The following is a 20,299-nucleotide window of genomic DNA, read 5'->3' as shown; positions in this document are numbered from 1 at the left end:
ACCGCCACAAAGTATCCGTGATATGGCTGTTGGCCGGCCTCGGGATACCGCCAGCTGCTTGGACGATAGAAATGCTTGTCGGGTTTACGATTAGCAGTAACGCATGCTCGGTCGGTTTCGCACCCCCTGTAACACCTGGGTTTGACGGCGAAGCGACCCTGCTGATCGCGGTGCAGCTCGTCTGCCTTGTCGGCGCGATTGCATCGGGATTGATGTCACGGCGACACTGGCAGCTAGTGCGCTGCGAGAACAGCGATAGCGAGCATTCTCATTTGACGATCGGCGAGGGCCGGACGCGTTTCCTTGCGTTGGCAGCGATGATAACTGCCGGCCTTTTCGCGGTGGCGATCTTGTTCAACCTGCTTGAACCGGTCCTGATCCCGGTATGTTGGAGCTGGCGATGACTACAGCGCGATCTCGGTATGCAGTGAGCTTGATGTGGACGATTTTGGCATCGCCCATAGCGGTTCTCGGGGGTTGTGGATCCAGCGCGGCAAAGCCTGAGCAATCGAGCACGGTCAGCGACGCAGCGGCCGGGGCGATCTGGATCAGCCGTTCGGGATGCGGCTCTTGTCATCAAATCCCGGGCATCATGCACGCTAGCGGACTTGTCGGACCGCCGCTGATCCATTTCTCTCAACGGACGATCATCGCCGGCTATCTGCCGAATACGCGTGCAAACCTGGCTCGTTGGATCCAGCACCCACAACAGGTCGCCCCTGGTAATGCAATGCCCGATGCCGGCCTGACCGATAAGCAGGCCCGAGATATCACTACTTATCTTTATGGACTGAAATGATGGCCAGCTCGGGCTGGAAAGCATTGCTGATGAGCCTTTGGAAACGCAACGAGCGGATTGTATGGGCATTCTTCGCCGGTGGTGCGGCAGCGGGCGCCCTCGCCGGCCTGGGCGCGCTCGCGGTCGTCGAGTTTGGACTATATGACATCGCCGCAGCTCAGCAGCACAATAAGATCGTCAGCTGGGCTCTGCATAGGACGTTCAAACAGTCGGTTCGTCTGCGCGCCGGATCGGGGTCGCCACCTGCGTTTACAAGCACGCAGCTCGTAGCCGGGTTCAGACAGTATCAAGCCGATTGCATGATGTGCCACGGCGGTCCCGGCGTCGGCCGCGCGGATTGGGTAAAGGGGCTTGAGCCGACGCCTCCCTTCTTGCTGGAAAGCGGCAGGCAATGGACCCCGGCACAGCTCACTTTTATCCTGGAGAAGGGGATCAAGATGAGCGCCATGCCGTCCTGGGGAGAAACCCGCTCCAGGGCGCAGATCCAGGACATCGTTGCCTTTCTGACCGCGCTGCCGGGAATATCGCCTGCCCAGTTCGCAAAACTGCGGCAGCAGTTTCCACCCGCGGCGCACGCCGGCAATTCATCGGCTGGATCGGATCAGACGCATTAGCGCCCAGAACGTGGCGCGCCACATGCGCATTCGTCCGGCTGAACTTCGACGCAGCAGGCATGGCATCGCACAATTAGTGGTCGCGATCCCCCACAAGTCCCCGCGACAGCCGGAGCAGAGCGGCTGCAAGCGGCTCACGGCGCTGATGAGCTTCGCCATGTTGCACTAGGCCCTGATAACGAACATCGTGCCCGCGCCCTGCGGGGGTCCGCTCAAGTGGCCAGGTTCGCTGAAGAGCAAAGAGTTCGGCAGTGCGTTCCCAATCCTTCGTCGAACGATGTGCAGCGGTCAGGGAAGGACCCGAACAGGCACTCCCTTCGCTGCCGGCGTCTTCGACAGCTTTTCGTGATACCAGAGCGGAATGAGAGGGTTCATCTCAGGATAATAGGCGCCGATGCAGCCATCGGGCAGATCGAACGGTGTTACCGTAAGTCCGTCGACCTGACGATGGACGCCATCATCCGCGTCGCTGACCAGGCTGACGACCTGACCCACCGCCAGTCCCGCCGCGGCAATCTCTTTTGGGCTCATAAGTACCACGTCTCGGGTTCCTTCAATCCCGCGCAGTCGGTCGGACAGGCCATAGATCGTCGTATTGAATTGATCGTTCGACCGCATCGTGATCATGCGATAGCGACCTTCCTTGTCGGGCACGCCGACCCCGGTTAGCGTAGTCGGAGTCGTGAACTCGGCCTTGCCGCTGTCGGTCGACCAGATCCGTTCGCGCGCCTTGTTGCCTTTGAAGAAGCCGCCCGGCGTGAACATCCGCGCGTTAAAGTCCTTGAATTTGTCGGGATAGGTTGCTTCGATCAAGTCGCGCACCTTTCCGTAATCACCGACCCATTCGTCCCACTTGATCGTGGGCTTGGGTGCGAGCGTGGACTTGGCCATGCCCGCGACGATAGCGAGCTCCGAGAGCAAATGCTCGCTCGCAGGCTTGCGCTTGCCGACGGAGCCATGGATCATGGAAAGTGAGTCTTCCATCGTCACGGTCTGCGCGCCGCCCTCCTGCATGTCCTCTTCCGAGCGGCCGAGGCAAGGCAGCAGATAGGCGATCTCACCGTTAATCAGGTGGCTTCTATTGAGCTTAGTCGCGATTTGAACGGTCAGACGCATCTTGGTCCATGCCGCCTCCATCTGCTCGCGCTCGGGGATCGCTCGAACGAAGTTGCCGCCGAGGCTAACGAACGCCTTGATGCTGCCGTCGATAATCCCTTCGCATGCCTCGACCGTGTTGACGCCCTTCTCCGGCGGCGGGTCGAACTCGAAGATCTTCTTGAGATAGTCATACGGCACCAACTCGGGCTTTTCGGATATGCCGACCGTGCGCTGCCCTTGCACATTCGAATGGCCGCGCACCGGTGAAATGCCGGCTCCCTCTCGTCCCAGGTTACCCCGGAGCAGCAGCAAATTCACGAGCATACCGATCGTCTGAGAGCCGTAGACGTGCTGGGTCACGCCCATGCCGTAAATGCCGATTACTTTTTCGGCATCGCAATAGACCTGACCCGCCGCCTCGAGGTCGGTGCGGGTGAGTCCTGACTCCTGCTCGATCTCTTCCCACGTGGTCGATTTCACCTTCCCGACCATCAAGTCGAAGCCGTGGGTATGCTGCTCGATGAAATCGACGTCGAGAAGATGATGTTCCTGCTCCGTCCATTGCCTATCTTCGACTGCAAGGACGTGCTTGATCATGCCCATGATGGCAGCGATGTCGCCGCCCGGCTTTACCTGGTAGTAGAGGCACGAGATCTCGGTCGCGTTCTGTGTCACCATCTGGACGGGGTTCTGCGGGTCGACGAAGCTGATCAGCCCTTTCTCACGCACAGGATTGAAGGTGACGATCCTGCAGCCGCGCTCGACTGCGGACTTCAGCGTATGCAAGAAACGCGGGCTGTTGGACCCAGTATTCTGGCCGAAAAAGAAGATCGCATCGCACAAGTCAAAGTCTTTGAGCTGGCAGGTACCGACCGGCGATCCCGTAACCTTCTTCAAGCCAACCGACGTAGTCTCGTGGCACATGTTCGAGCTATCGGGAAGATTGTTGTGGCCGTACAGCCGAGCGTAGAGCGCGAACAAGTACGACGTCTCTAGGCTTGCGCGGCCAGACGCGTAGAAGACTGCGGATTTCGGATCGAGCGCCTTCAGCTCGGCGCCGATTGCTTGAAATGCTTCGTTCCACTCGACCGACACATATTTGTCGCTTGCGCGGTCATAGCGCATTGGCTGCGTTAGCCGCCCAGCCTGCTCGAGATCGTAATCCTTCCAACCCTGCAGTTCGGTGACGGTGTGTTTGGCGAAAAAGTCGGGTGTGCAGCGCCGCTCGGTTAGTTCCCACAGCGTAGCTTTGGCTCCATTCTCGCAAAACTCAGCTGGGTGGGGATGCTCGGGTTTGGTCCAGGCACAGGACACGCACATAAAGCCGCCGGGCTTGTTTTGCCGGCGCAGCGTCTCAAGCGCCATGGGGGTCGCCCATTCCTTGCCGAAGATCCGAGCCACGCCCTTGAGCGATCCCCAACCGCCGGATGGCCCATCATAATGGACGGTGTCGTCTTTCTCAGCCATCACCACGCTCCAGCTACTGCCAATTCTGTACGAGTCTTAAAACCCGGATGCCCGTTAGGCTAGTTGTTATGGCGCAATTGGTAAGCCTTGTTTTTGCAGCGATCGCTAAACGCCGCTTCGTCGCTTCCGGCATCGCATGCTGGCGACGTTGAGGTTCCAGAGGCGGCGCTCCCGCGCTGCCATCATCTACCGGCCTGAGGCGATCGGGGTCTGCAGCCTTCGCGCGGTACAGCGCCCGGCGCGCGGGGGCACGTTTCCGCACTGTCGCCACGCAAGATGTTCAGCACCCGGCACTGACCTGATCGGACAGGGACGTCCTACCAACCCGCCTGTGTGGCCACGACGAGCGTCGAAGACGTGAAACGCCCAGCCGTCCCCGCGATCCAGCCGGGAAGGGCTGGCTTCATTCGTTGTGGATTCGAGCGCGGGCGACTTCGGTCGTCCCTACTCTTTCGCGTAGCGCCACCTTCATCGCGGCTTCCCGCTAATCCTTGTCTTCGGGTTGGACCATACGATGAGGAGATGCGTTGACACATTGCGATAGCGCAAACGTCCGTCTGACGAGGTCGCCGCAAAGGAGCAATAATGGCAAACGAAGCTGCGTCGATGTTTTCTAACGTACTGATCGGGCGCATCGCGCTGGTGACCGGTGGCGACTCGGGCATCGGTGCGGCCTGCGCCAAAGCGCTTGCGGCGGCCGGCGCTGACGTCGCGGTCACCTACCTCCATGACGAGCAGGGCGCGACCGAGACCGCCGATGCGGTGCGTTCGCACGGCCGGCGCGCTCTGGCGATGCGGAGCGACGCTCGCGACGAACTCGCGGTCGAGGCATGCTTCGATGAAATCGAGCGCGAACTCGGCGTTGTCGACATCCTCGTCACCTCGGCCGGGATCAACACCTATGGGATCGAGGTAGCCAAGCTGACGCTGGAGAAGTGGGAGGACATGCTGCGTACAGACCTGACCGGCACGTTCCTCGCCACGCGCAGCTGCACCCGCAGGATGCAGGAACAAAAGAAGAAGGGCACGGTGATTGCCATCAGCTCGATCCATGCAGAGATCGTGCGCTCGGGCAGCTCGGTGTACGCGGCCGCCAAGGCTGGAGTGAAGCACTTCATCGAGACGCTCGCGATCGAGGTGGCGGGCGATGGCATCACCGTCAACGCGATCGCCCCGGGCATGATCCTGACGCCGATGAACCAGACCGCGGAGGACTGGTGGGTTGTGCGCAAAGTGAAGAGCGAGTTCATCCCGCTCGGGCGGCCTGGGCACCCCGAGGAGGTCGCCAGCGTCGCCGTGTTCCTTGCCTCGCCGGCGGGTGACTACTTCACCGCTTCGACGCTCACCATCGACGGCGGCCTTTCAAAGATGGTGGCCCTGGGGGCGTGAATGAAGAGTTTCTGCTGCCGACCCGCCTCCTTCGGCGGGCTGGTCCGCCCAAGCCGATTGCAGGCTGGCGCGGGGTGCAGATCGACGACAAGCGGCTGGCGGGGGTGCTGGCGCCCGACGCGTCGCTCCTGGTGCTGCACGAGGGTACGGTGCACGGCGAGGGACCGGCCTGGCAGGGCTCTCGCGACCGGCTGGTCTGGTCGGACGTGCCCAACCGCCGCCTGCTCGGCTGGCACGCCGATGGCCATGTCGAGGTGCTGATTGAGGGCACCTGGTTCATGAACGGCAACGCCGTCGAGGCGGACGGCACACTGGTTCACGCCGAGCATGGCCGGCGCTGCATCAGCCACGGGGGCGGCGACACAAGGCAGCCCGAGCCGATCGTCACGCATTACGAAGGCAAGCGGATCAACTCGCCCAATGACGTGGCGGTGGCGCCAGACGGCAGCATCTGGTTCACCGATCCGATCTTCGGCATCGTCATGCCTAACCAGGGGGCGTTGGCCGAGCCCGAGCTCGACCATCGCAGCGTCTACCGCTTCGATCCGGCGATTGGCGCGCTCGCGCGGATGGCAGATTTCGAGCAGCCCAACGGCCTCGGCTTTACCGATGACGGCAGCATACTCTACGTCTCGGACACGTCGCTGTCGCTGGGCGAAGTTCCGGGGCTTGAAGCGGGCACGAAGCACGAGATCATCGCCTTTGACGTCGGTGAGAACGGCAATCTCTCGAATCGGCGCTTCTTCTGCCACACCGACCATGGTTATCCGGACGGCCTCGCCGTCGACAAGCGCGGCTGGGTCTGGACGAGCGCGGCGGACGGGGTCCACATTTGGTCGCCAGACCGCCGCAAGCTGGGGTTCATTCCGACGCCGATGGTCGCTTCCAATCTGACGTTCGGCGGCGCGGACGGACAGCGGCTGTTCATCACCGCAACGAAGTATCTGTTCGCGATCGACCTCAGCGTGTGAGCTGATGAAGGTGGCCGTCGGGGTCGCGTAGCAGTGCGTGCTTCCCCGCCTTCCACACGATGCGCGTGGCCGCCACGTCGCAGGCGGCGAGCAGCGGGTGCGGGCGACCACGCGGGGTGCGGTAGGCGAGCAGCTCGATGTGCGGCGGTGTGCTCTCCGGCCGCATTGGCACGACATCCGCCACCACGTCATCAAGGGCATCGAGCGCGACCTGCGTCGGACCCTCGTTGAGCGTTGCCTTGCCTTCGGTGAGACCTTGGTCGGCGTAGAAGCGGCGGCTCGTGGTGAGATCGGCGACCGAGATTGCGCTGTGATCGACGCCGAGAATGCCGCTGCCCGTCCAGTCAGCGTTCTTGCCCGGCTGGAACTGGAGAAACTCGCACGGGTGGCCGTCGGGGTCGCGGAACTTAACCGCCGTAACACCCCCCGATGAGGCCGGCAGCGTGACGGGGCATTCGCGGCTGATCGGGGTCGCCCCAGCCGCCTTCGCCCGCGCCCAGGCCGCGGCGGCATCGTCGGTGACAAGCGCGAGGTGCTGGAACACGAGGTCCGCCGCGTTCGCCTCGGCGGGGTAAGCGCGGCCGGGCGGGTCGAAGCGGTCGAGGTCGATGAGGGACGGACCGAGCCGCATCGTCAGCCGCTCGCCCGTGCCGGCGAGCCCGAGCAGGCGCAGCTCGTCCGCGGCGATCGGCCGGCGCTCGCCGATCGTGAAGCCCAGCCTCTCGTAGAAGCGCGCTAGCCGGTCGAGGTCGGCGGTGACGAGCCGGAAGCCGGTGATCCGCGAAAGCGTCACTTGACCCCACAGGGCTCGCGTTGCGGATCGCGGTGGAGTTGCACCGTCATCAGACAGCAGGGCTCGTCGCCGATCGTGCCAGACTTGTGCCCCTTCTTTCCGTCCGCTTCCGTGCAGCCCTGATCCTCGCCGAACGAGAACTCGCCCGGACCCTGTTCGATGCGGGTGCCATCCATGCTCTCGATCCACCAGCGGCCCGACAACACGATGATCCATTGCGGTGCCGGGTTCTCGTGCCAATCGCCAACCCAGCCGACAGGCTGAACGGTGAACACCGCCGTCGCCTCGCCGCGCTCCATTTTCAGGTTCCACTGCGGATCCGCTGGACCGACAGCCTTTTCTTCATAGTCGGTCAGGTGGCAATGTTGCTGCCGGCTGACGCCGTCTGCGTCTACATAGAGGTGCGTGTAGGGCACGTGGGGCTTGGAGCCGAGATTGCTCATGGGGTGCTCCTGTAGGGGTAGCTGGAGGCGAAGGGCGCATCGAGGAAAGGCGCGAGCCCGCGTCCGTCGGTGCCGACGACGATCAGCAGGAAGCCCGCGCCGAGCGACAGGTTCTTGAGGAAATCCCAGAACAGCGTGCGGCCCTTGCCGTCCGGATTGGACCAAAAGTCGCCCTGCGCCCAAAACCGCTTGTAGAGGAGAGCCGTCGCCGCGCAGTAGCCAGCGATCACGAGTGCAGAAGCGCGGTCGGCGATGCCGGTGACGACGCCCAGCGTGCAGACCACCTCGATCGCGAGCCCGACCAGTAGCACCGCGGCGGCCAGCGGTCGCGGGCTGAACACCTGCTGCGCTTGGCGCACGCCGTGGCCGAAGCCCAGAACCTTATCGAGCGCGCTGAACGGCAGGAACAGCATCACCAGCCCGTAGCGAACCACCAGTGCGACGATCGTCGCGGCGTTCACAGCCGCTCCTTGATGATGTCGGCGACGCGCAGCGCGTTCGCGATGATCGTCAGGGTCGGGTTCACTGCGCCGATCGACGGGAAGAAGCTTGCGTCAGTCACGTAGAGATTGTCGACCTCATGCGCGCGGCAGTCGAGGTCAAGCACCGAGCTTGCTGGGTCTGTTCCGAACCTGCACGTACCCGCCTGATGCGCGGTGCCCGACAGCGCGATATTCTTGCCCAGATACAGCGATCGCTCGAGCAGCACTGCCGGCCACCCGATATCGGCCAGGACCTGCTTAAGCTTGCGCTTGAGATGGTCCAGCGACTGCGGGTTGGTTTTCTTCAGGTCGAGATGGACCTCACCTTCCTCGTAATAAACCCGGTTGTCGGGGTGTGGCAGATCCTCCGCCTGCAACCAGAAGTCCATCGAGTGACGCGAAATCTCGGCGAATGGCAGGTCAGGAAGCCACTCCAGCCAGCCGGGCAGCGCCTCGCCTTTGACCTGATCGGCGTGGCTGGTGGCGCACATCTGGATCAGGCCGAGCGGATAGTCCCAGTCATCCGCGCCGAAGTAGAAGTCGCTCAGCGCCAGCGTCTTCTGGAAGACGGTCTCGTTCACCTCCCTCATCACCGCCATCAAAATAGACATTTCGTGGCGCATGTAATTGCGTCCAACCTGGTCGGAGCCATTGGCGAGGCCGTTTGGATGCTGGGGGTTGCCCGAACGGAGCAGGAGCAGCGCCGACGACAGCGAGCCGCACGCGACGACCACGGTGCCGGCCGTATAGATCTCCTCCACCCCCTTGCGGGTGACATACACCGCATCCACCCGCCGCCCGCTCGCATCCGTGCCGAGCTTCGATACATAGGCGCCGGTCAGCAGCGTAACGTTGTCGTGTGCGGCCAGCATGGGATCGACGCACATAACCTGCGCGTCGGCCTTGCCGTTCAGTAGGCAGGGGAAGCCATCGAAGAACGAACAGCGCATGCAGGTGCTGGTGGGCGTCGCGAACCCGTCCGCCTTTTGGTCAAGCCGGATGCCCAGCGGCAGGTGGAACGGCTTTAGCCCGATGCTGGTCAGCTTGTCCGAGAGCTCAGCAATCTTAGGCTCGTGCTTAACTGCGACATAGGGATACGGCGTGATCGACGGTGGCTCGGTCGGGTCTTCGCCGCGAACACCGTGAACGTGGAACAGCGCCTCAGCCTCGTCGTAATAGGGCGCAAACGCATCATAACCGAGCGGCCAAGCCGGCGAGACGCCGCCGGCGTGAATGACCTCGCCGAAGTCGCGCTCGCGCAGACGGAACAGCGCGGCACCATAGACCTTGGAGTTGCCGCCGACATAGTAATGTAGCTGCGGCTTGAACGTACCCCCATCGGCGCTCTTCCATGTTTCGTCGGCCTGGTAGCGCCCGTCGACGAACACCGCCTCGGGGCTCCAGTTCGCCTCCTCGCGCGGCAGATAGTCGCCGCGCTCCAGGATGAGGATGCGCTTGCCGGTCGGCGCGAGACGATGCGCGAGGCTGGCACCGCCGGGGCCGCTGCCGATGACGATCAGGTCATAATGGTCGGTCATCGACGCCCAATCCCTTTCATGTCATCGAACGGTGCGCCGGCCCGATGTATCCGCGTGCCCATGGCCGTTACGTCATCTGCGATGGTTGAGCGCGACGACGAGCATGCTGCAGGCCGGGCGCGACATACCCTTGGCTCCCGGCGATCGGACCAGCGGGTTCGACCTCGCCGCCTTTGAGCGCCGCACAAATCCATGGTGAGCGGCAACGCTGCCACCGCTCGCCGGCACGGCATGCTCAGAAAAAGTGGATCTCGGGCGGTCAAGAGGTCTGTCGAATTGTCGCGCGCTTCAGTTCGCGATCGTTGCGCGAGTAATAGAGCCAAATCGTCCCTTCGGTATCGACGACTGATGCGGCGAATGAGATGTCGCGAGGACCGGAGGGGTCCGCAGGCGGCGCGATTAGTGGGGCATCACCGCGCGCAACGACGGTCCGCAGGTCGGGCGACAAGGCAACCCAGCCAATCCCCCAGTCAGCGTCCTTGGTCGCGCCGTTGTAAAACATCACCGGCCGCTCGGGATCGCTGCGCAGCAACGGACCTGTCGAGAGATGCCAGCAGTCCCATTTGCCCTTGCGCGGTCCGAACGGATCGGGCTTCTCTTGCCAGGGACCGGCGGGTCCCTCACCCTCGGTCAGGCTGATCAGCGAATGCCCGGCGTGCGAATATTCGTATAACAGATGCCAAATCTTGCCGCGTCGAAGCAGCGTCGCTTCCTTGCTGTTATGTTCGCTTTTACTGTTCGGCAAGCTGATGCCTCGCTTCTCCAGCGAACGCATGTCATGGCCGGTGGCGTATAGGAGATGTCCTTTTTTGTCCGCATCGACGCCGGTATAGAAAACGGCATAACCCTCGTCGGTCTGGACGACGGTTGGGTCCTCGCAGCCCATCGCGTCATGGCCGTGTTTGCCGGGCGCTAGCAGCGGTGTCTCGTCCATGCGGAAGGTGAGGCCGTCGCTGCCGCTGCGGCCATACCAGATGCGCCCGCTCTCCTCGTCGTCGCCCTTGTCCGGCGGGACGGCGCGGACCAGCACCATCAGCCCCGCGTCGCCCTGAACGCGCCAGGCGAATGGACTCATCAGGTTCTTTGCGAGCAGCTCATCCGGGCCGTCGAGTGCAACATCGTCGATCCGCTCGACCTCAAATCCAAGCGTCATGCGCTGTTACCCCGTTCAAGTGAAGAGCTTCCGCCAACTACCCTTTTAGCTCTACTAGCCCTGTCGGAGATGCTCCGCTGAGGTTTCGCTCCGATCATACCGCCTCTCCTTCAAACCGCATGACCGACTGAAAGAGCACCCGAGCTTTGAAGCGCCAAGTCACTCGGCTGCCGCAAGTGGTCCCGACCCTGCCCAGGCTGCTGCCATTCCGTCACGACAACGCATGACGACCGCTTCCAGATCGTCCTGGTAGAGTGAATCAGCGACATCGTTCGAGAAGATTTCGACGACCCACGGTTTGGCGTAACCGGTCGCCCGCGTCATTGCGATCAAGCCCGAAAGCGGGATCGCACCGTCGCCCGGCACGATCCGGTCGGCGAACGACCGCGGCGTGCGCCAATCGCTTGCCTGAACCGTAAAGATTCGGTCGCCGGCGCGAGACATCGCCGCGTCCAAACCCTCGTTCTGCCAGATATTCCAGTAGTCGAGACAAAGGCCGACCGCGTCGCTGCCCGTCGCCTCGATCACATCCAGCGCTTGGTCGACCGTCCAGATCGCGCTCTCGACGTTGACCGACGTAGGGTTGAGTGGCTCGAGTGCCAGCGTGACGCCGTGATCGACCGCAATCTTCGCCAGCTCCCTGAGTTCCCTGCTTACGATCGTCATCGCCTCAGCCATGTCGCCCTTCGGATGCGCTCCGGTGTTGGTGATGAACGGAACGCCCGGGGCAAATCTGCCCAGGCGCTCGATGGTTTTACGCATGCAAGCGACCCGCTCTTCGAGTGGTTTCGGGTCGGGCATCATCTTGCTACTGAAAAAGGTGCGCACTTGCGGTTGCACCCCGCTAATTCCGAGTCCTGCGGCCGAAATCGACTGCATCTGCTCGGCGAAGCGCTCACCATCGAGTTTCGCCTCAACGACCTCGATCGTGTCAACTCCAAGACGGGCATATCGTTCGACGTCCTGGTCAAACGTCCATGGCATCGTCGTGAACTCGCTGATGCCGAAGGTGAAAGGCAAGCTGGCCAACGCATGTCTCCGAGCCGTTAGTGCACAGGCTCATGCAGCCCGCAAACCGTGGTATACCTGTGTTCATCAGTCTCACCAAACCGGGGGTAGCCGAAGCTGGAACGGCCTTCGCAGCACATTCCGAACAGCAGCAGCGCCCTCCATGCTCCTCAAAAAAAGTCGAACGGATCTGATCGTTCTGGTCACTGTAATCGTTACAACCAATGAAGTATCGCCCGGACACCCGAACGGAGACGGCAGCGTCATCGTTGCGGGCGTGTCGACTTCTCAGACCAAGCCGGCCTCGCCATTATGTCCGTGTCGCTCGGAGAATAGCATGTCACAAAATGTCGCTGAGTTCGTCTGGAGCCGCCTACACGAATGGGGGCTGTCGCGGGTCTACGGCTATCCCGGCGACGGCGTCGGTGGTCTCGACGTAGCGCTGGAGCAGGCGAAGAACTTCATGGACTATGTCCAGGTCCGCCACGAGGAGATGGCCGCGTTCATGGCCTCGGCGCATGCGAAGTTCACCGGCCAAGTCGGGCTGTGCTACGCGACGTCAGGTCCGGGCGCGATCCATCTGCTGACCGGGCTGTACGATGCCAAGGCGGACCATATGCCCGTCGTGGCAGTGGTCGGCCAGCAAGCGCGGAGCGCGCTCGGCGCGAGCTATCAACAGGAGGTCGACCTCCAGACGCTGTTCGGCGACGTCAGCGAGTATGTCATCACCGCGGTCGTGCCCGAGCAGGTGCGTACCTGTATCGACCGTGCGGTGCGGATTGCGCAGGCCAAGCGTGCGGTTTGCACCGTCATCATTCCGAACGACCTTCAGGAACTCGCCTATGAGGACGCGCCGATGGTGCACGGCGCGACACATACCGGCGTCGGCTATCCCGGTGCGTCGACGCTGCCGGGCATCGAGGACATTCGCAAGGCTGCGGACATCCTCAATGCGGGCAAGAAGGTCGCCATCCTGGTGGGTGCCGGGGCGCTGCACGCGACCGACGAGGTCATCGCGGTCGCCAATCGCCTCAATGCCGGGGTGGCGAAGGCACTGCTCGGCAAGGCGGCGCTCCCCGACGACCTGCCGTTCGTGACCGGCTCGCTGGGGCTCCTCGGTACCAAGCCGAGCTGGGACCTGATGAAGGAGTGCGACACTTTCCTGATGATCGGGTCTGCCTTCCCCTACAGTGAGTTCCTACCCAAGCCGGGCGACGCGCGCGGGGTGCAGATCGACATCGACGGTGCCAACGTGTCGCTGCGCTATCCGATGGAATACAGCCTGATCGGCGACAGCGCCCAGATATTGGCCGCGCTGCTACCGCTGCTCGAGCAGAACGACAACACCGTCTGGCGCGAGAAAATCGAGAAGAACGTCGCCGCCTGGTGGGAGACGCTGAAGGACCGGGCGATGGAGCCCGCCAACCCGGTCAATCCGCAGCGCATCTTCCACGAGCTGTCACCGCGCCTGCCCGATCGCGTCATCATGACCGGCGACAGCGGATCGGTCGCCAACTGGTACGCGCGCGACATCAAGATACGGCGCGGCATGATGGGTTCGCTGTCGGGCGGCCTCGCCTCGCTCGGCGCGGCGACGCCCTATGCCGTCGCCGCCAAGATGGCCTATCCCGATCGACCGGTCATCGGCTTTATCGGCGATGGAGCGATGCAGATGAACGGCCTCAACGTGATGATTACGGTGAGCAAATACTGGCGCGACTGGACCGATCCGCGCTTCATCCTGATGGTGCTCAACAACAAGGACCTCAACCAGGTAACATGGGAAGAACGCGTCCAACTTGGCGAGGGGAAGACACCGCTGACCCAGTCGATTCCTGACTTCCCCTACCACAAATACGCCGAGCTGCTGGGGCTCAAGGGAATTTACTGCGATGATCCCGACAAGATCGGCGCCGCTTGGGACGAAGCGCTGGTGAGCGACCGGCCGGTGATCATGAACATGAAAGCTGATCCCAACGTGCCGCCGCTGCCGCCGCACATCACGCTCAAGGACGCCAAGAACTTCATGACGATGATGCGCGACGAACCCGAACTCGCCAGCGTCATCAAGAACAGCGCCAAACAGATGCTGGCAGGCATCCTGCCGGGCAGGGATTGACGCGTGACCGATGTGCTGACGCACCCAACGATTACAGTCCTGCCGGAAGTCAGGACGGAAGCGCCGTTGGTCGAGCGGCTCGTATCGGCCGTGTCGATGGTGGCGGACTCGCCGACACCAGTCGTGGCGGCATCGCGCAGGCTGAACCGCGCCGCCGGCATCATCGCGACCTCGGTGCTGATCGACAGCGCGATGGAGCATTATCGTGGCAACTTCCACAATACCGCGATGTGGACGCCGTTGGTTACTTCATCGCTGTCGATCGCGGTGAGCGTGCACGGCCTTTCGGACGCAAAGCACGGTGCGCAACCGTTGCGCGATCTTGTTTATATCGGCGCTGGGCTAGTCGGCGCGATAGGGACTGGCTTTCACATCTACAACGTTATCAAGAAACCTGGTGGATTTACTTGGCAGAACGTTTTCTATTCCGCTCCGTTGGGAGCGCCCGCGGCGATGTCGCTGGCAGGGCTGATGGGCTTTTTAGCCGAACGTGTCCGCGACAACAGCCCGGCGGGAGAGCCGAGCGTGTTCGGTCTGCCGGCGGGCCGGGTCGTGGCCGCCGCAACCGCTCTTTCGCTGCTGGGCACCACCGCCGAGGCGGGCCTGCTGCACTTCCGCGGTGCCTTTCACAATCCGGCGATGCTACTTCCTGTCACCATGCCGCCGGTCGCCGCCGGCCTGCTCGCCACCGCGACGTTCGGCGCGGCGGCCATTGATCGCCGGGGAACTCGCGGCTGGTTGGCGGCGACCGCGGCGATGGGCGTCGCCGGGGTTGCATTGCACGCCTATGGCGTCTCGCGCGGCATGGGCGGCTGGCGCAACTGGCGGCAGAACCTGTTCGCCGGACCGCCGTTGCCGGCGCCGCCCTCCTTCACTGGGCTATCGCTCGCCGGGATCGCGGCACTGGCCCTGCTCAAGGAGCGATCGCGTGACTGAGAAGTCCCGCTATCCAGGCTATGACGTGCTGGCTAAGCGCGATACGCCTTCCTGGGATGCGAATACGCGTGAGGTCATCGACAAGCGCCTAGCTACCCCGCACGTCCCGCGCTTTCTGACCGCCGCGGAATGGGTGACGGCGGACGCGCTGTGCCGCCGCATCCTCCCCCAGTCCGGCGAGACCGAGGCGGTGTCGCTCGTTGCTCTGCTCGACGCAAAGCTGCTGGCCGATCATGGGGCCGGATTCCGCGACGCCGACCTGCCCTATATGCGCGAGGCGTGGCGGCGTGGCCTCGCCGCCATCGACGCCGAGGCGAAGGCGCGCCACGACGGTCGAGGCTTCGCGCAGCTGTCCAATCAGGATCAGGACCGGCTGCTGACGGCGATGCAGGCCGGCGAGGTGAGCGGCGAGCATTGGGTGGGGTTCTCCGCGCAGATGTTCTTTAAGCGACGTGTTCTGGTCGACGTGCCGCCGCTCTACTACTCGCTTCCTAAGGCGTGGAACGAGCTGGGCTTTGGCGGTCCGGCAAGCCCGCGCGGTTATGTTCGGTTGGACGGCGACCGCCGCGACCCGTGGGAAGCGGCCGAAGCATCGGCAGGATCCGAGAAGAAGGCCGAGCGCGAGAACCGACATGTCGTCTGATCCCCGTTTCGTTCCCCGTGCGCGCGGCGGGCGAGCGCCCGACGTTTTCCGGCCCGGCGCCTGGGTTCCGATGCGCGAGTACCGCCAGAGCGACGAGGTAGACTTCGCCATTGTTGGTACGGGCGCTGGCGGCGGCACGCTCGCCGCATTATTAGCGGAACAAGGCTTCTCTGTAGTCGCCCTCGACGCAGGGCCTTACTTTCGGCCGCTAGAAGATTTTGCGTCAGACGAATCTGAGCAGAACAAGCTCTACTGGACCGATAAGCGCGTCGTCGCCGGCGCCAACCCGATCCAGATGGGCGGCAAGAATTCGGGCAAGGCGGTGGGTGGTTCGACCGTCCATTACGCGATGGTGTCGCTACGCTTCCGCCCCGAGCATTTCAGCGCCCGGACCTCGCTCGGCTATGGCGCAGACTGGCCGATTTCCTGGCAGGAGATGTGGCATTACTACGATCAGGCCGAGCGGCAGATCAATATTTCGGGACCGCTGACCTATCCGTGGGGCCCGCCGCGCCCGCGCTATCCTTATCGTGCGCACGAACTGAATGGAGCCGGCAAGCTGCTCGCCAAGGGCTGTGAGGCGATCGGGATCGACTGGACCGAAACGCCGCTGGCGACGCTCTCCGCACCCCACGCGGGCCCGGAGGGTAAGAGTCCGCCTTGCGCCTATCGCGGCTTCTGCCGCTTCGGCTGTACCACCAATGCCAAGCGCTCGGCCCTCACCGTGTGGATTCCGCGCGCGCTTGCGGCGGGTGCCGAGGTGCGCGACCTGGCAATGGTAGGACGGATTGAAACCGGACCTAATGGTCTTGCGACGGGCGTTCACTACCACCGCGAAGGCCAATGGCATTTCCAGCGCGCCAAAAACGTCGTCGTCGCCGGTTACGCGATCGAGACGCCGCGGCTTCTCCTGAACTCGGCCAGCCAGCGCTACCCCGACGGGCTGGCCAACAGCTCCGGGCTGGTCGGCAAGAACCTGATGACCCAATCCAACCAGGCGGTGTGGGGCCGGATGGACGAGCCCGTCCGCTGGTACAAGGGTCCGCCCAGCCTGGCGATCACCGAGCATTGGAATTACTGCGACGACAAGGACTTCCACGGCGGCTACATCTGGCTGGGCCAAGGGCCGCTGCCGAACGAGTGGGCCGCGATCCAGACGGGTTCGAAGGGCCTTTGGGGCGACGCGCTGCGGGCGGCGATGCTCGACTATAATCATATGATCGGCGTGAAGATGGTCGGCGAGATGCTGCCCGACGAGGCCAACCGGGTCACGCTGTCGGACGATCTCGATCAATACGGTCTGCGGGTGGCCAAGATCACCTATTCCTGGGGCGACAACGACAAGGCGCTGATCGCCCACGCGCTCGAGCAGATGAGCCGCTCAATCGAGGCGATCGGTGCGAAGGACATGTTCCGGCAGGAGGACGACACCAACCATCTTGCCGGCACCGCGCGGATGGGATCGGATCGACGCCACAGTGTCGTCGATGCCGATTGTCGCAGCTGGGACATCCGCAACCTGTGGGTCTGCGACGGGTCGGTGTTCCCGACGACGGGCGGCGTCAACCCCGCTCTCACCATCCAGACGATCGCGGTGCGCACCGCCGACCGGATCAACACACTAGCCGCAGCGGGAGAATTGTGACGTGCCGCAGGGACAGGTCGAACTGGTACTGGATGCACGCGCCATCATCGGGGAATCGCCGACCTGGGTGCCGGCCGAGGGTGCGCTCTACTGGATAGACGTCAAGGCGCCCGCGCTGCATCGCTACGAACCGGCAACCGGCGCGACGCAGGAATGGAAACTGACCAGCGACGTCGGTGCGTTCGCCCTGCTGGAGGATGGCAACGTCCTGGTGGCGCTGCGTCTTGGGCTACACCGACTTGATCTGGCGAGCGGCAATCTCACCCTTCTTGCGCCGCCGCCGTTCGACCCTGCTCTCTTCCGGTTCAACGAAGGCGCCTGCGACGCAAACGGTCGCTTCTGGGTCGGCGTGATGTTCGATCCCCTCGACGGTGACCCGCCCGTCCAGCCCGGCCGACTTCATAGTTTCACGCTGGCGGGCGGCTTGCGACCGGAACCCGACGCAGCCGAACTTCACAACGGCATGGCGTGGAGTGCTGATGGCCGCGTCTTCTATCTCTCGCATAGCAATACGGGGGTAATCTATGCTTTCGACTACGACGTCGCCGACGGGCGGCTCTCGAACAAGCGCGTGTTCGCAACGATCCCGAACAAACTCGGCATTCCCGACGGAGCTGCGATTGATGTCGACGGCGGTTATTGGTGTGCGCTGCACGGCGGCGGCAAGCTTCGTCGCTTCAACGCCGATGGCTCGGTAGATAGGGACATCGATCTTCCTGTCAGCCAGCCGACGATGTGCGCGTTTGCTGGCCCCGATCTCGGCACCATGTTCCTAACCACCGCGTCAGACAAGATGAGTGAAGCCGACAGGAACCGAGAGCGTTACACTGGGGGGCTGTTCCGTCTCTTAACCGGAAAAACGGGCATAGAGCGACCTTTGCGTGTTCGGTAGCATTTTTGCTCGATAGGGGAAGCGATTTCGACGCCGGTGCGGGCGGTTGCATGCTTTAGGCTGACGTGGTTGAACTGGGATTTCAACCGCACGAGGGTGTGCCTGGTCGTCTGTCGAAACGTCGATGCGGCACGTGAGGCGACGTCAAATATCAAAAGCCGTCTCAGCCTTCGAGGTCTGCGCCGTCTTTGCTGGTCCATGTCGACGACTCGCGAAGCATGGACAACGTTGTTCCGGCTTCGGGACGAAGAGCGTTCAACCAATAGGAACCAAGTCGCTGATCCAGCGAATCCGGTGAGAATGGATCGAGGCCGGAGCCGGGGTAAAACGTCATCTCGCCGAACATGGGTCTGTCTAGGATGGCGTACAGATCGACGCGGACGAAGCTGAATCCCTCGCCCAACGTTTCCGCGCCCTTGATCATTTGGGAAAGCGAGGTTGGCCGAGGAGGGTCCGCGTCTTTGGTAGGAGAGGAAACCCGCCTCCAATCTCGGTCGAGCAATATCCACCGGTGCGCGTGTTCGCGGTCCAGATGGACCTGGACGAACGCTACCCTTCCTCCGAATACGTAGAACTTGTAGTCGATCGGAAGTTTTCCTGCGGTGCCGATGAACGGTTCGATGAGCAGACCGGGGGCAAGCTCCCCGTACGCCCATTCGTCGAGCCATCCTGCAACATAGGCCCGTCGTGTCCAACGTCGCGCCTGGCGACGTATCGACGACCAGTCTTCCTTCCCGGAACGTACGAAAGCGCTTTGGTTGCACCCGTGCCGGGATTTCACGACGAACGGCGTTTCCCAACTCGGCTCAGGCGGAAGGTCCGTTCCGTGCCATAATGTCGGGATTACCCAGTCCGCGCCCAATTTCCGCGTCACCCAAGCCTTGACCGTTATTTTGTCGGTCAAGATTGGCAACCGGATGTCCCGATCAAGAAGCTTCCTGTGCTGGACGAGTTCAGTGAATCTCTTGGGCGATCGAAATCCTACGAACCGGTGGTGTCGCCACAGGTAGGTGATCGCGATGCGTAGCTTCGCCAGCGCGGCTGAGATCGAATGGGATGCACGACGCGGGACGGCATTGGTTGATCGCTGTGGGAAATCGTTCGTCGCTGGCGCGGCTGATCGCAAGACTGTATCCAAAGCTCGAATGTCGCATGGGACGGCTACCGTTCAATGGCATCCGCGGACCTCAGATGAGTAGGGCTCGACGGGGCCAGTGTCCCGGCCGGCAGCAACGCGGGCATCGGATATCCTGTCGGGAACGATGGAAACGGTCGTCGGCTTGATCAGATGCGCGACGCGTTGGATTGATCGGGTTCCGTCGCCCTGCTGTCCGACCCGTCTCCGTGTTCGCACCCGTCGATAGACCCACGCTGTATTCGCCTCCGTTCGCCCGTCCCATGAATATAAAACCGGATTGGCGCGCAACAGCGGCAAAAGTAGGGATGCCGATCGAACGGCCCGCCGTTTCTATAAGTCCGTCCATCTTCAATCTCCGTATCATGCGATTGACATGCACCGCGGTCAGACCAAGCGCGTCCGCCATCTCCGCTTGCGTCACCGGAAGGTTCAGCCTGCCGCCGACGACCATCCCCGAGCATTCCCGGTGGGTCCAGAGTTCGCAGAGCAAATGCCCGGTTCGCTCCAGCGCATTCCTTCGTCCCATCCTCGTGAGGGCCGAATTCGACCGACGTCGTTCATCAACGTCCATCCTCCGTAAGGCTCTTGCGACGTTCGGTCTGGTACGAACGAGTTCGAGGAAGCGCTCCGGGTTGACTTATGACGTCGTGCCGAGGGTAAGTGCCGAGATGTTCGCGTCCAGTGGCGTGCGGGTCAAGACGTTGAGATGGATGACATCGCCAGGCAGCAGGAAGTTGAGGATTTGACGGCCACCGCAGCGAAGCACGTCGCTTTCGCATGCCCACCCTGACTCGATGACCATCACCGAGCTTGGGACCGACCCTTCGACCCGGATGTCCCGTCGCAGAGGATGCTTTCGGGTGTGCGTGGTCAGCTCGCGGACTGCCGCTTCATCGTCCCTCGACAGCGGGGCGTACGAAGACAGCTTCCCGATGAACGGTGATGGCATCGACGTTCCCCTTAAGCATAGAGCTTGAGCGGATCGATTGTGTTCCGGAACGACGGCCTTGTCGTTTTACACAGTCCGCCGTCGCTCGACGGTCATGCGTTGGTCTCAAAGTTGGGTGTCAGACCGTACATCGAGGTCGCAGATTTCTTCGGCAGTCCAACACGTTTGTAGGAAACGCATGTAACGAGGGATGCTGATGCATTGCAAAGCTATTGGGTTTCA

19 protein-coding genes are annotated in these 20,299 nt (G+C 62.7%); 10 read left to right on the top strand and 9 right to left on the bottom strand.

What is annotated here, in order from left to right:
• Positions 1 to 29: 29 nt before the first annotated feature.
• Genes L8H00_RS17450 through L8H00_RS17440 form a run of 3 tightly spaced genes read left to right on the top strand, consistent with a single transcriptional unit; the run spans position 30 to position 1,413 of the window.
• Complete coding sequence (locus L8H00_RS17450) at positions 30 to 404, top strand: hypothetical protein (protein WP_242098578.1); 375 nt, start codon at positions 30 to 32, stop codon at positions 402 to 404.
• 32 nt (positions 405 to 436) lie between these two features.
• Complete coding sequence (locus L8H00_RS17445; RefSeq protein ID WP_242098577.1) at positions 437 to 799, top strand: c-type cytochrome; 363 nt, start codon at positions 437 to 439, stop codon at positions 797 to 799.
• Positions 799 to 1,413, top strand: coding sequence for a cytochrome c (locus tag L8H00_RS17440; RefSeq protein WP_242098576.1), 615 nt, complete (start codon positions 799 to 801; stop codon positions 1,411 to 1,413). Before L8H00_RS17445 ends, L8H00_RS17440 begins: the two co-directional genes overlap by 1 nt.
• A gap of 288 nt (positions 1,414 to 1,701) precedes the next feature.
• Here the strand turns inward: L8H00_RS17440 and L8H00_RS17435 are convergent, their stop codons facing one another.
• A complete protein-coding gene (locus tag L8H00_RS17435) occupies positions 1,702 to 3,978 on the bottom strand; it encodes an FdhF/YdeP family oxidoreductase (protein WP_242098575.1) in 2,277 nt (758 codons plus the stop codon).
• A gap of 585 nt (positions 3,979 to 4,563) precedes the next feature.
• Between L8H00_RS17435 and L8H00_RS17430 the strand changes: the two genes are divergently transcribed.
• Both L8H00_RS17430 and L8H00_RS17425 read left to right on the top strand, forming a co-directional pair.
• Positions 4,564 to 5,367: an SDR family oxidoreductase gene (locus L8H00_RS17430; RefSeq protein WP_242098574.1), complete on the top strand. Its 804-nt coding sequence runs from the start codon at positions 4,564 to 4,566 to the stop codon at positions 5,365 to 5,367.
• A gap of 74 nt (positions 5,368 to 5,441) precedes the next feature.
• On the top strand, positions 5,442 to 6,338 hold the full coding sequence (locus L8H00_RS17425) for an SMP-30/gluconolactonase/LRE family protein (protein ID WP_242098573.1): 897 nt from the start codon (positions 5,442 to 5,444) through the stop codon (positions 6,336 to 6,338).
• Here the strand turns inward: L8H00_RS17425 and L8H00_RS17420 are convergent.
• The 6 genes from L8H00_RS17420 to L8H00_RS17395 form a co-directional block, all read right to left on the bottom strand.
• Complete coding sequence (locus L8H00_RS17420; RefSeq protein WP_242098572.1) at positions 6,328 to 7,131, bottom strand: VOC family protein; 804 nt, start codon at positions 7,129 to 7,131, stop codon at positions 6,328 to 6,330. The genes L8H00_RS17425 and L8H00_RS17420 overlap by 11 nt on opposite strands.
• Complete coding sequence (locus tag L8H00_RS17415) at positions 7,128 to 7,574, bottom strand: cupin domain-containing protein (RefSeq protein WP_242098571.1); 447 nt, start codon at positions 7,572 to 7,574, stop codon at positions 7,128 to 7,130. The genes L8H00_RS17420 and L8H00_RS17415 overlap by 4 nt, the downstream gene beginning before the upstream one ends.
• Positions 7,571 to 8,035 (bottom strand): DoxX family membrane protein, encoded by a 465-nt coding sequence (locus tag L8H00_RS17410; protein ID WP_242098570.1) that lies wholly within the window; start codon positions 8,033 to 8,035, stop codon positions 7,571 to 7,573. Before L8H00_RS17410 ends, L8H00_RS17415 begins: the two co-directional genes overlap by 4 nt.
• Entirely contained in the window at positions 8,032 to 9,594 is a 1,563-nt protein-coding gene (locus L8H00_RS17405) for a GMC family oxidoreductase (protein WP_242098569.1), read from the bottom strand. The genes L8H00_RS17410 and L8H00_RS17405 overlap by 4 nt, the downstream gene beginning before the upstream one ends.
• 259 nt (positions 9,595 to 9,853) lie before the next feature.
• Positions 9,854 to 10,747, bottom strand: coding sequence for a glycosidase (locus L8H00_RS17400; RefSeq protein WP_242098568.1), 894 nt, complete (start codon positions 10,745 to 10,747; stop codon positions 9,854 to 9,856).
• A 159-nt stretch (positions 10,748 to 10,906) separates the two neighbouring features.
• Positions 10,907 to 11,776, bottom strand: a complete 870-nt coding sequence (locus tag L8H00_RS17395; protein ID WP_242098567.1) for a sugar phosphate isomerase/epimerase family protein — start codon at positions 11,774 to 11,776, stop codon at positions 10,907 to 10,909.
• Here L8H00_RS17395 and L8H00_RS17390 point away from each other — a divergent pair.
• The 5 genes from L8H00_RS17390 to L8H00_RS17370 are packed head-to-tail and all read left to right on the top strand — an operon-like array spanning position 11,748 to position 17,990.
• Complete coding sequence (locus tag L8H00_RS17390; protein WP_242098566.1) at positions 11,748 to 13,874, top strand: thiamine pyrophosphate-requiring protein; 2,127 nt, start codon at positions 11,748 to 11,750, stop codon at positions 13,872 to 13,874. The genes L8H00_RS17395 and L8H00_RS17390 overlap by 29 nt on opposite strands.
• A 3-nt stretch (positions 13,875 to 13,877) precedes the next feature.
• Positions 13,878 to 14,810, top strand: coding sequence for a hypothetical protein (locus tag L8H00_RS17385; RefSeq protein ID WP_242098565.1), 933 nt, complete (start codon positions 13,878 to 13,880; stop codon positions 14,808 to 14,810).
• 25 nt (positions 14,811 to 14,835) lie between these two features.
• Entirely contained in the window at positions 14,836 to 15,453 is a 618-nt protein-coding gene (locus tag L8H00_RS17380; RefSeq protein WP_242098564.1) for a gluconate 2-dehydrogenase subunit 3 family protein, read from the top strand.
• Entirely contained in the window at positions 15,443 to 17,098 is a 1,656-nt protein-coding gene (locus tag L8H00_RS17375; protein WP_242098563.1) for a GMC family oxidoreductase, read from the top strand. Before L8H00_RS17380 ends, L8H00_RS17375 begins: the two co-directional genes overlap by 11 nt.
• A 1-nt stretch (position 17,099) precedes the next feature.
• The gene (locus L8H00_RS17370) at positions 17,100 to 17,990 is read left to right on the top strand and encodes an SMP-30/gluconolactonase/LRE family protein (RefSeq protein WP_242098562.1); all 891 of its coding nucleotides are present in this window, start codon (positions 17,100 to 17,102) and stop codon (positions 17,988 to 17,990) included.
• Positions 17,991 to 18,153: 163 nt separating this feature from the next.
• Here L8H00_RS17370 and L8H00_RS17365 read toward each other — a convergent pair whose 3' ends face one another.
• Together L8H00_RS17365 and L8H00_RS17360 are read right to left on the bottom strand one after the other, a co-directional pair.
• Positions 18,154 to 19,116, bottom strand: coding sequence for an ATP-grasp fold amidoligase family protein (locus tag L8H00_RS17365; protein WP_242098561.1), 963 nt, complete (start codon positions 19,114 to 19,116; stop codon positions 18,154 to 18,156).
• A 649-nt stretch (positions 19,117 to 19,765) separates the two neighbouring features.
• Positions 19,766 to 20,077, bottom strand: a complete 312-nt coding sequence (locus L8H00_RS17360) for a hypothetical protein (RefSeq protein WP_242098560.1) — start codon at positions 20,075 to 20,077, stop codon at positions 19,766 to 19,768.
• Positions 20,078 to 20,299 lie beyond the last annotated feature (222 nt).

Source organism: Sphingomonas sp. CROZ-RG-20F-R02-07 (assembly GCF_022662335.1).
Classification (GTDB): Bacteria; Pseudomonadota; Alphaproteobacteria; order Sphingomonadales; family Sphingomonadaceae; genus Sphingomonas.
This window is presented reverse-complemented; position numbering and strand designations above follow the sequence as displayed.

Bases quoted from the DNA above. Each gene is read 5' to 3' on its own strand.
- L8H00_RS17390 (WP_242098566.1), top strand. From the start codon at position 11,748: ATGCCGAAGGTGAAAGGCAAGCTGGCCAACGCATGTCTCCGAGCCGTT.
- L8H00_RS17405 (WP_242098569.1), bottom strand. From the start codon at position 9,594: ATGACCGACCATTATGACCTGATCGTCATCGGCAGCGGCCCCGGCGGT.
- L8H00_RS17415 (WP_242098571.1), bottom strand. From the start codon at position 7,574: ATGAGCAATCTCGGCTCCAAGCCCCACGTGCCCTACACGCACCTCTAT.
- L8H00_RS17430 (WP_242098574.1), top strand. From the start codon at position 4,564: ATGGCAAACGAAGCTGCGTCGATGTTTTCTAACGTACTGATCGGGCGC.
- L8H00_RS17400 (WP_242098568.1), bottom strand. From the start codon at position 10,747: ATGACGCTTGGATTTGAGGTCGAGCGGATCGACGATGTTGCACTCGAC.
- L8H00_RS17445 (WP_242098577.1), top strand. From the start codon at position 437: ATGTGGACGATTTTGGCATCGCCCATAGCGGTTCTCGGGGGTTGTGGA.
- L8H00_RS17360 (WP_242098560.1), bottom strand. From the start codon at position 20,077: ATGCCATCACCGTTCATCGGGAAGCTGTCTTCGTACGCCCCGCTGTCG.
- L8H00_RS17440 (WP_242098576.1), top strand. From the start codon at position 799: ATGGCCAGCTCGGGCTGGAAAGCATTGCTGATGAGCCTTTGGAAACGC.
- L8H00_RS17375 (WP_242098563.1), top strand. From the start codon at position 15,443: ATGTCGTCTGATCCCCGTTTCGTTCCCCGTGCGCGCGGCGGGCGAGCG.
- L8H00_RS17435 (WP_242098575.1), bottom strand. From the start codon at position 3,978: ATGGCTGAGAAAGACGACACCGTCCATTATGATGGGCCATCCGGCGGT.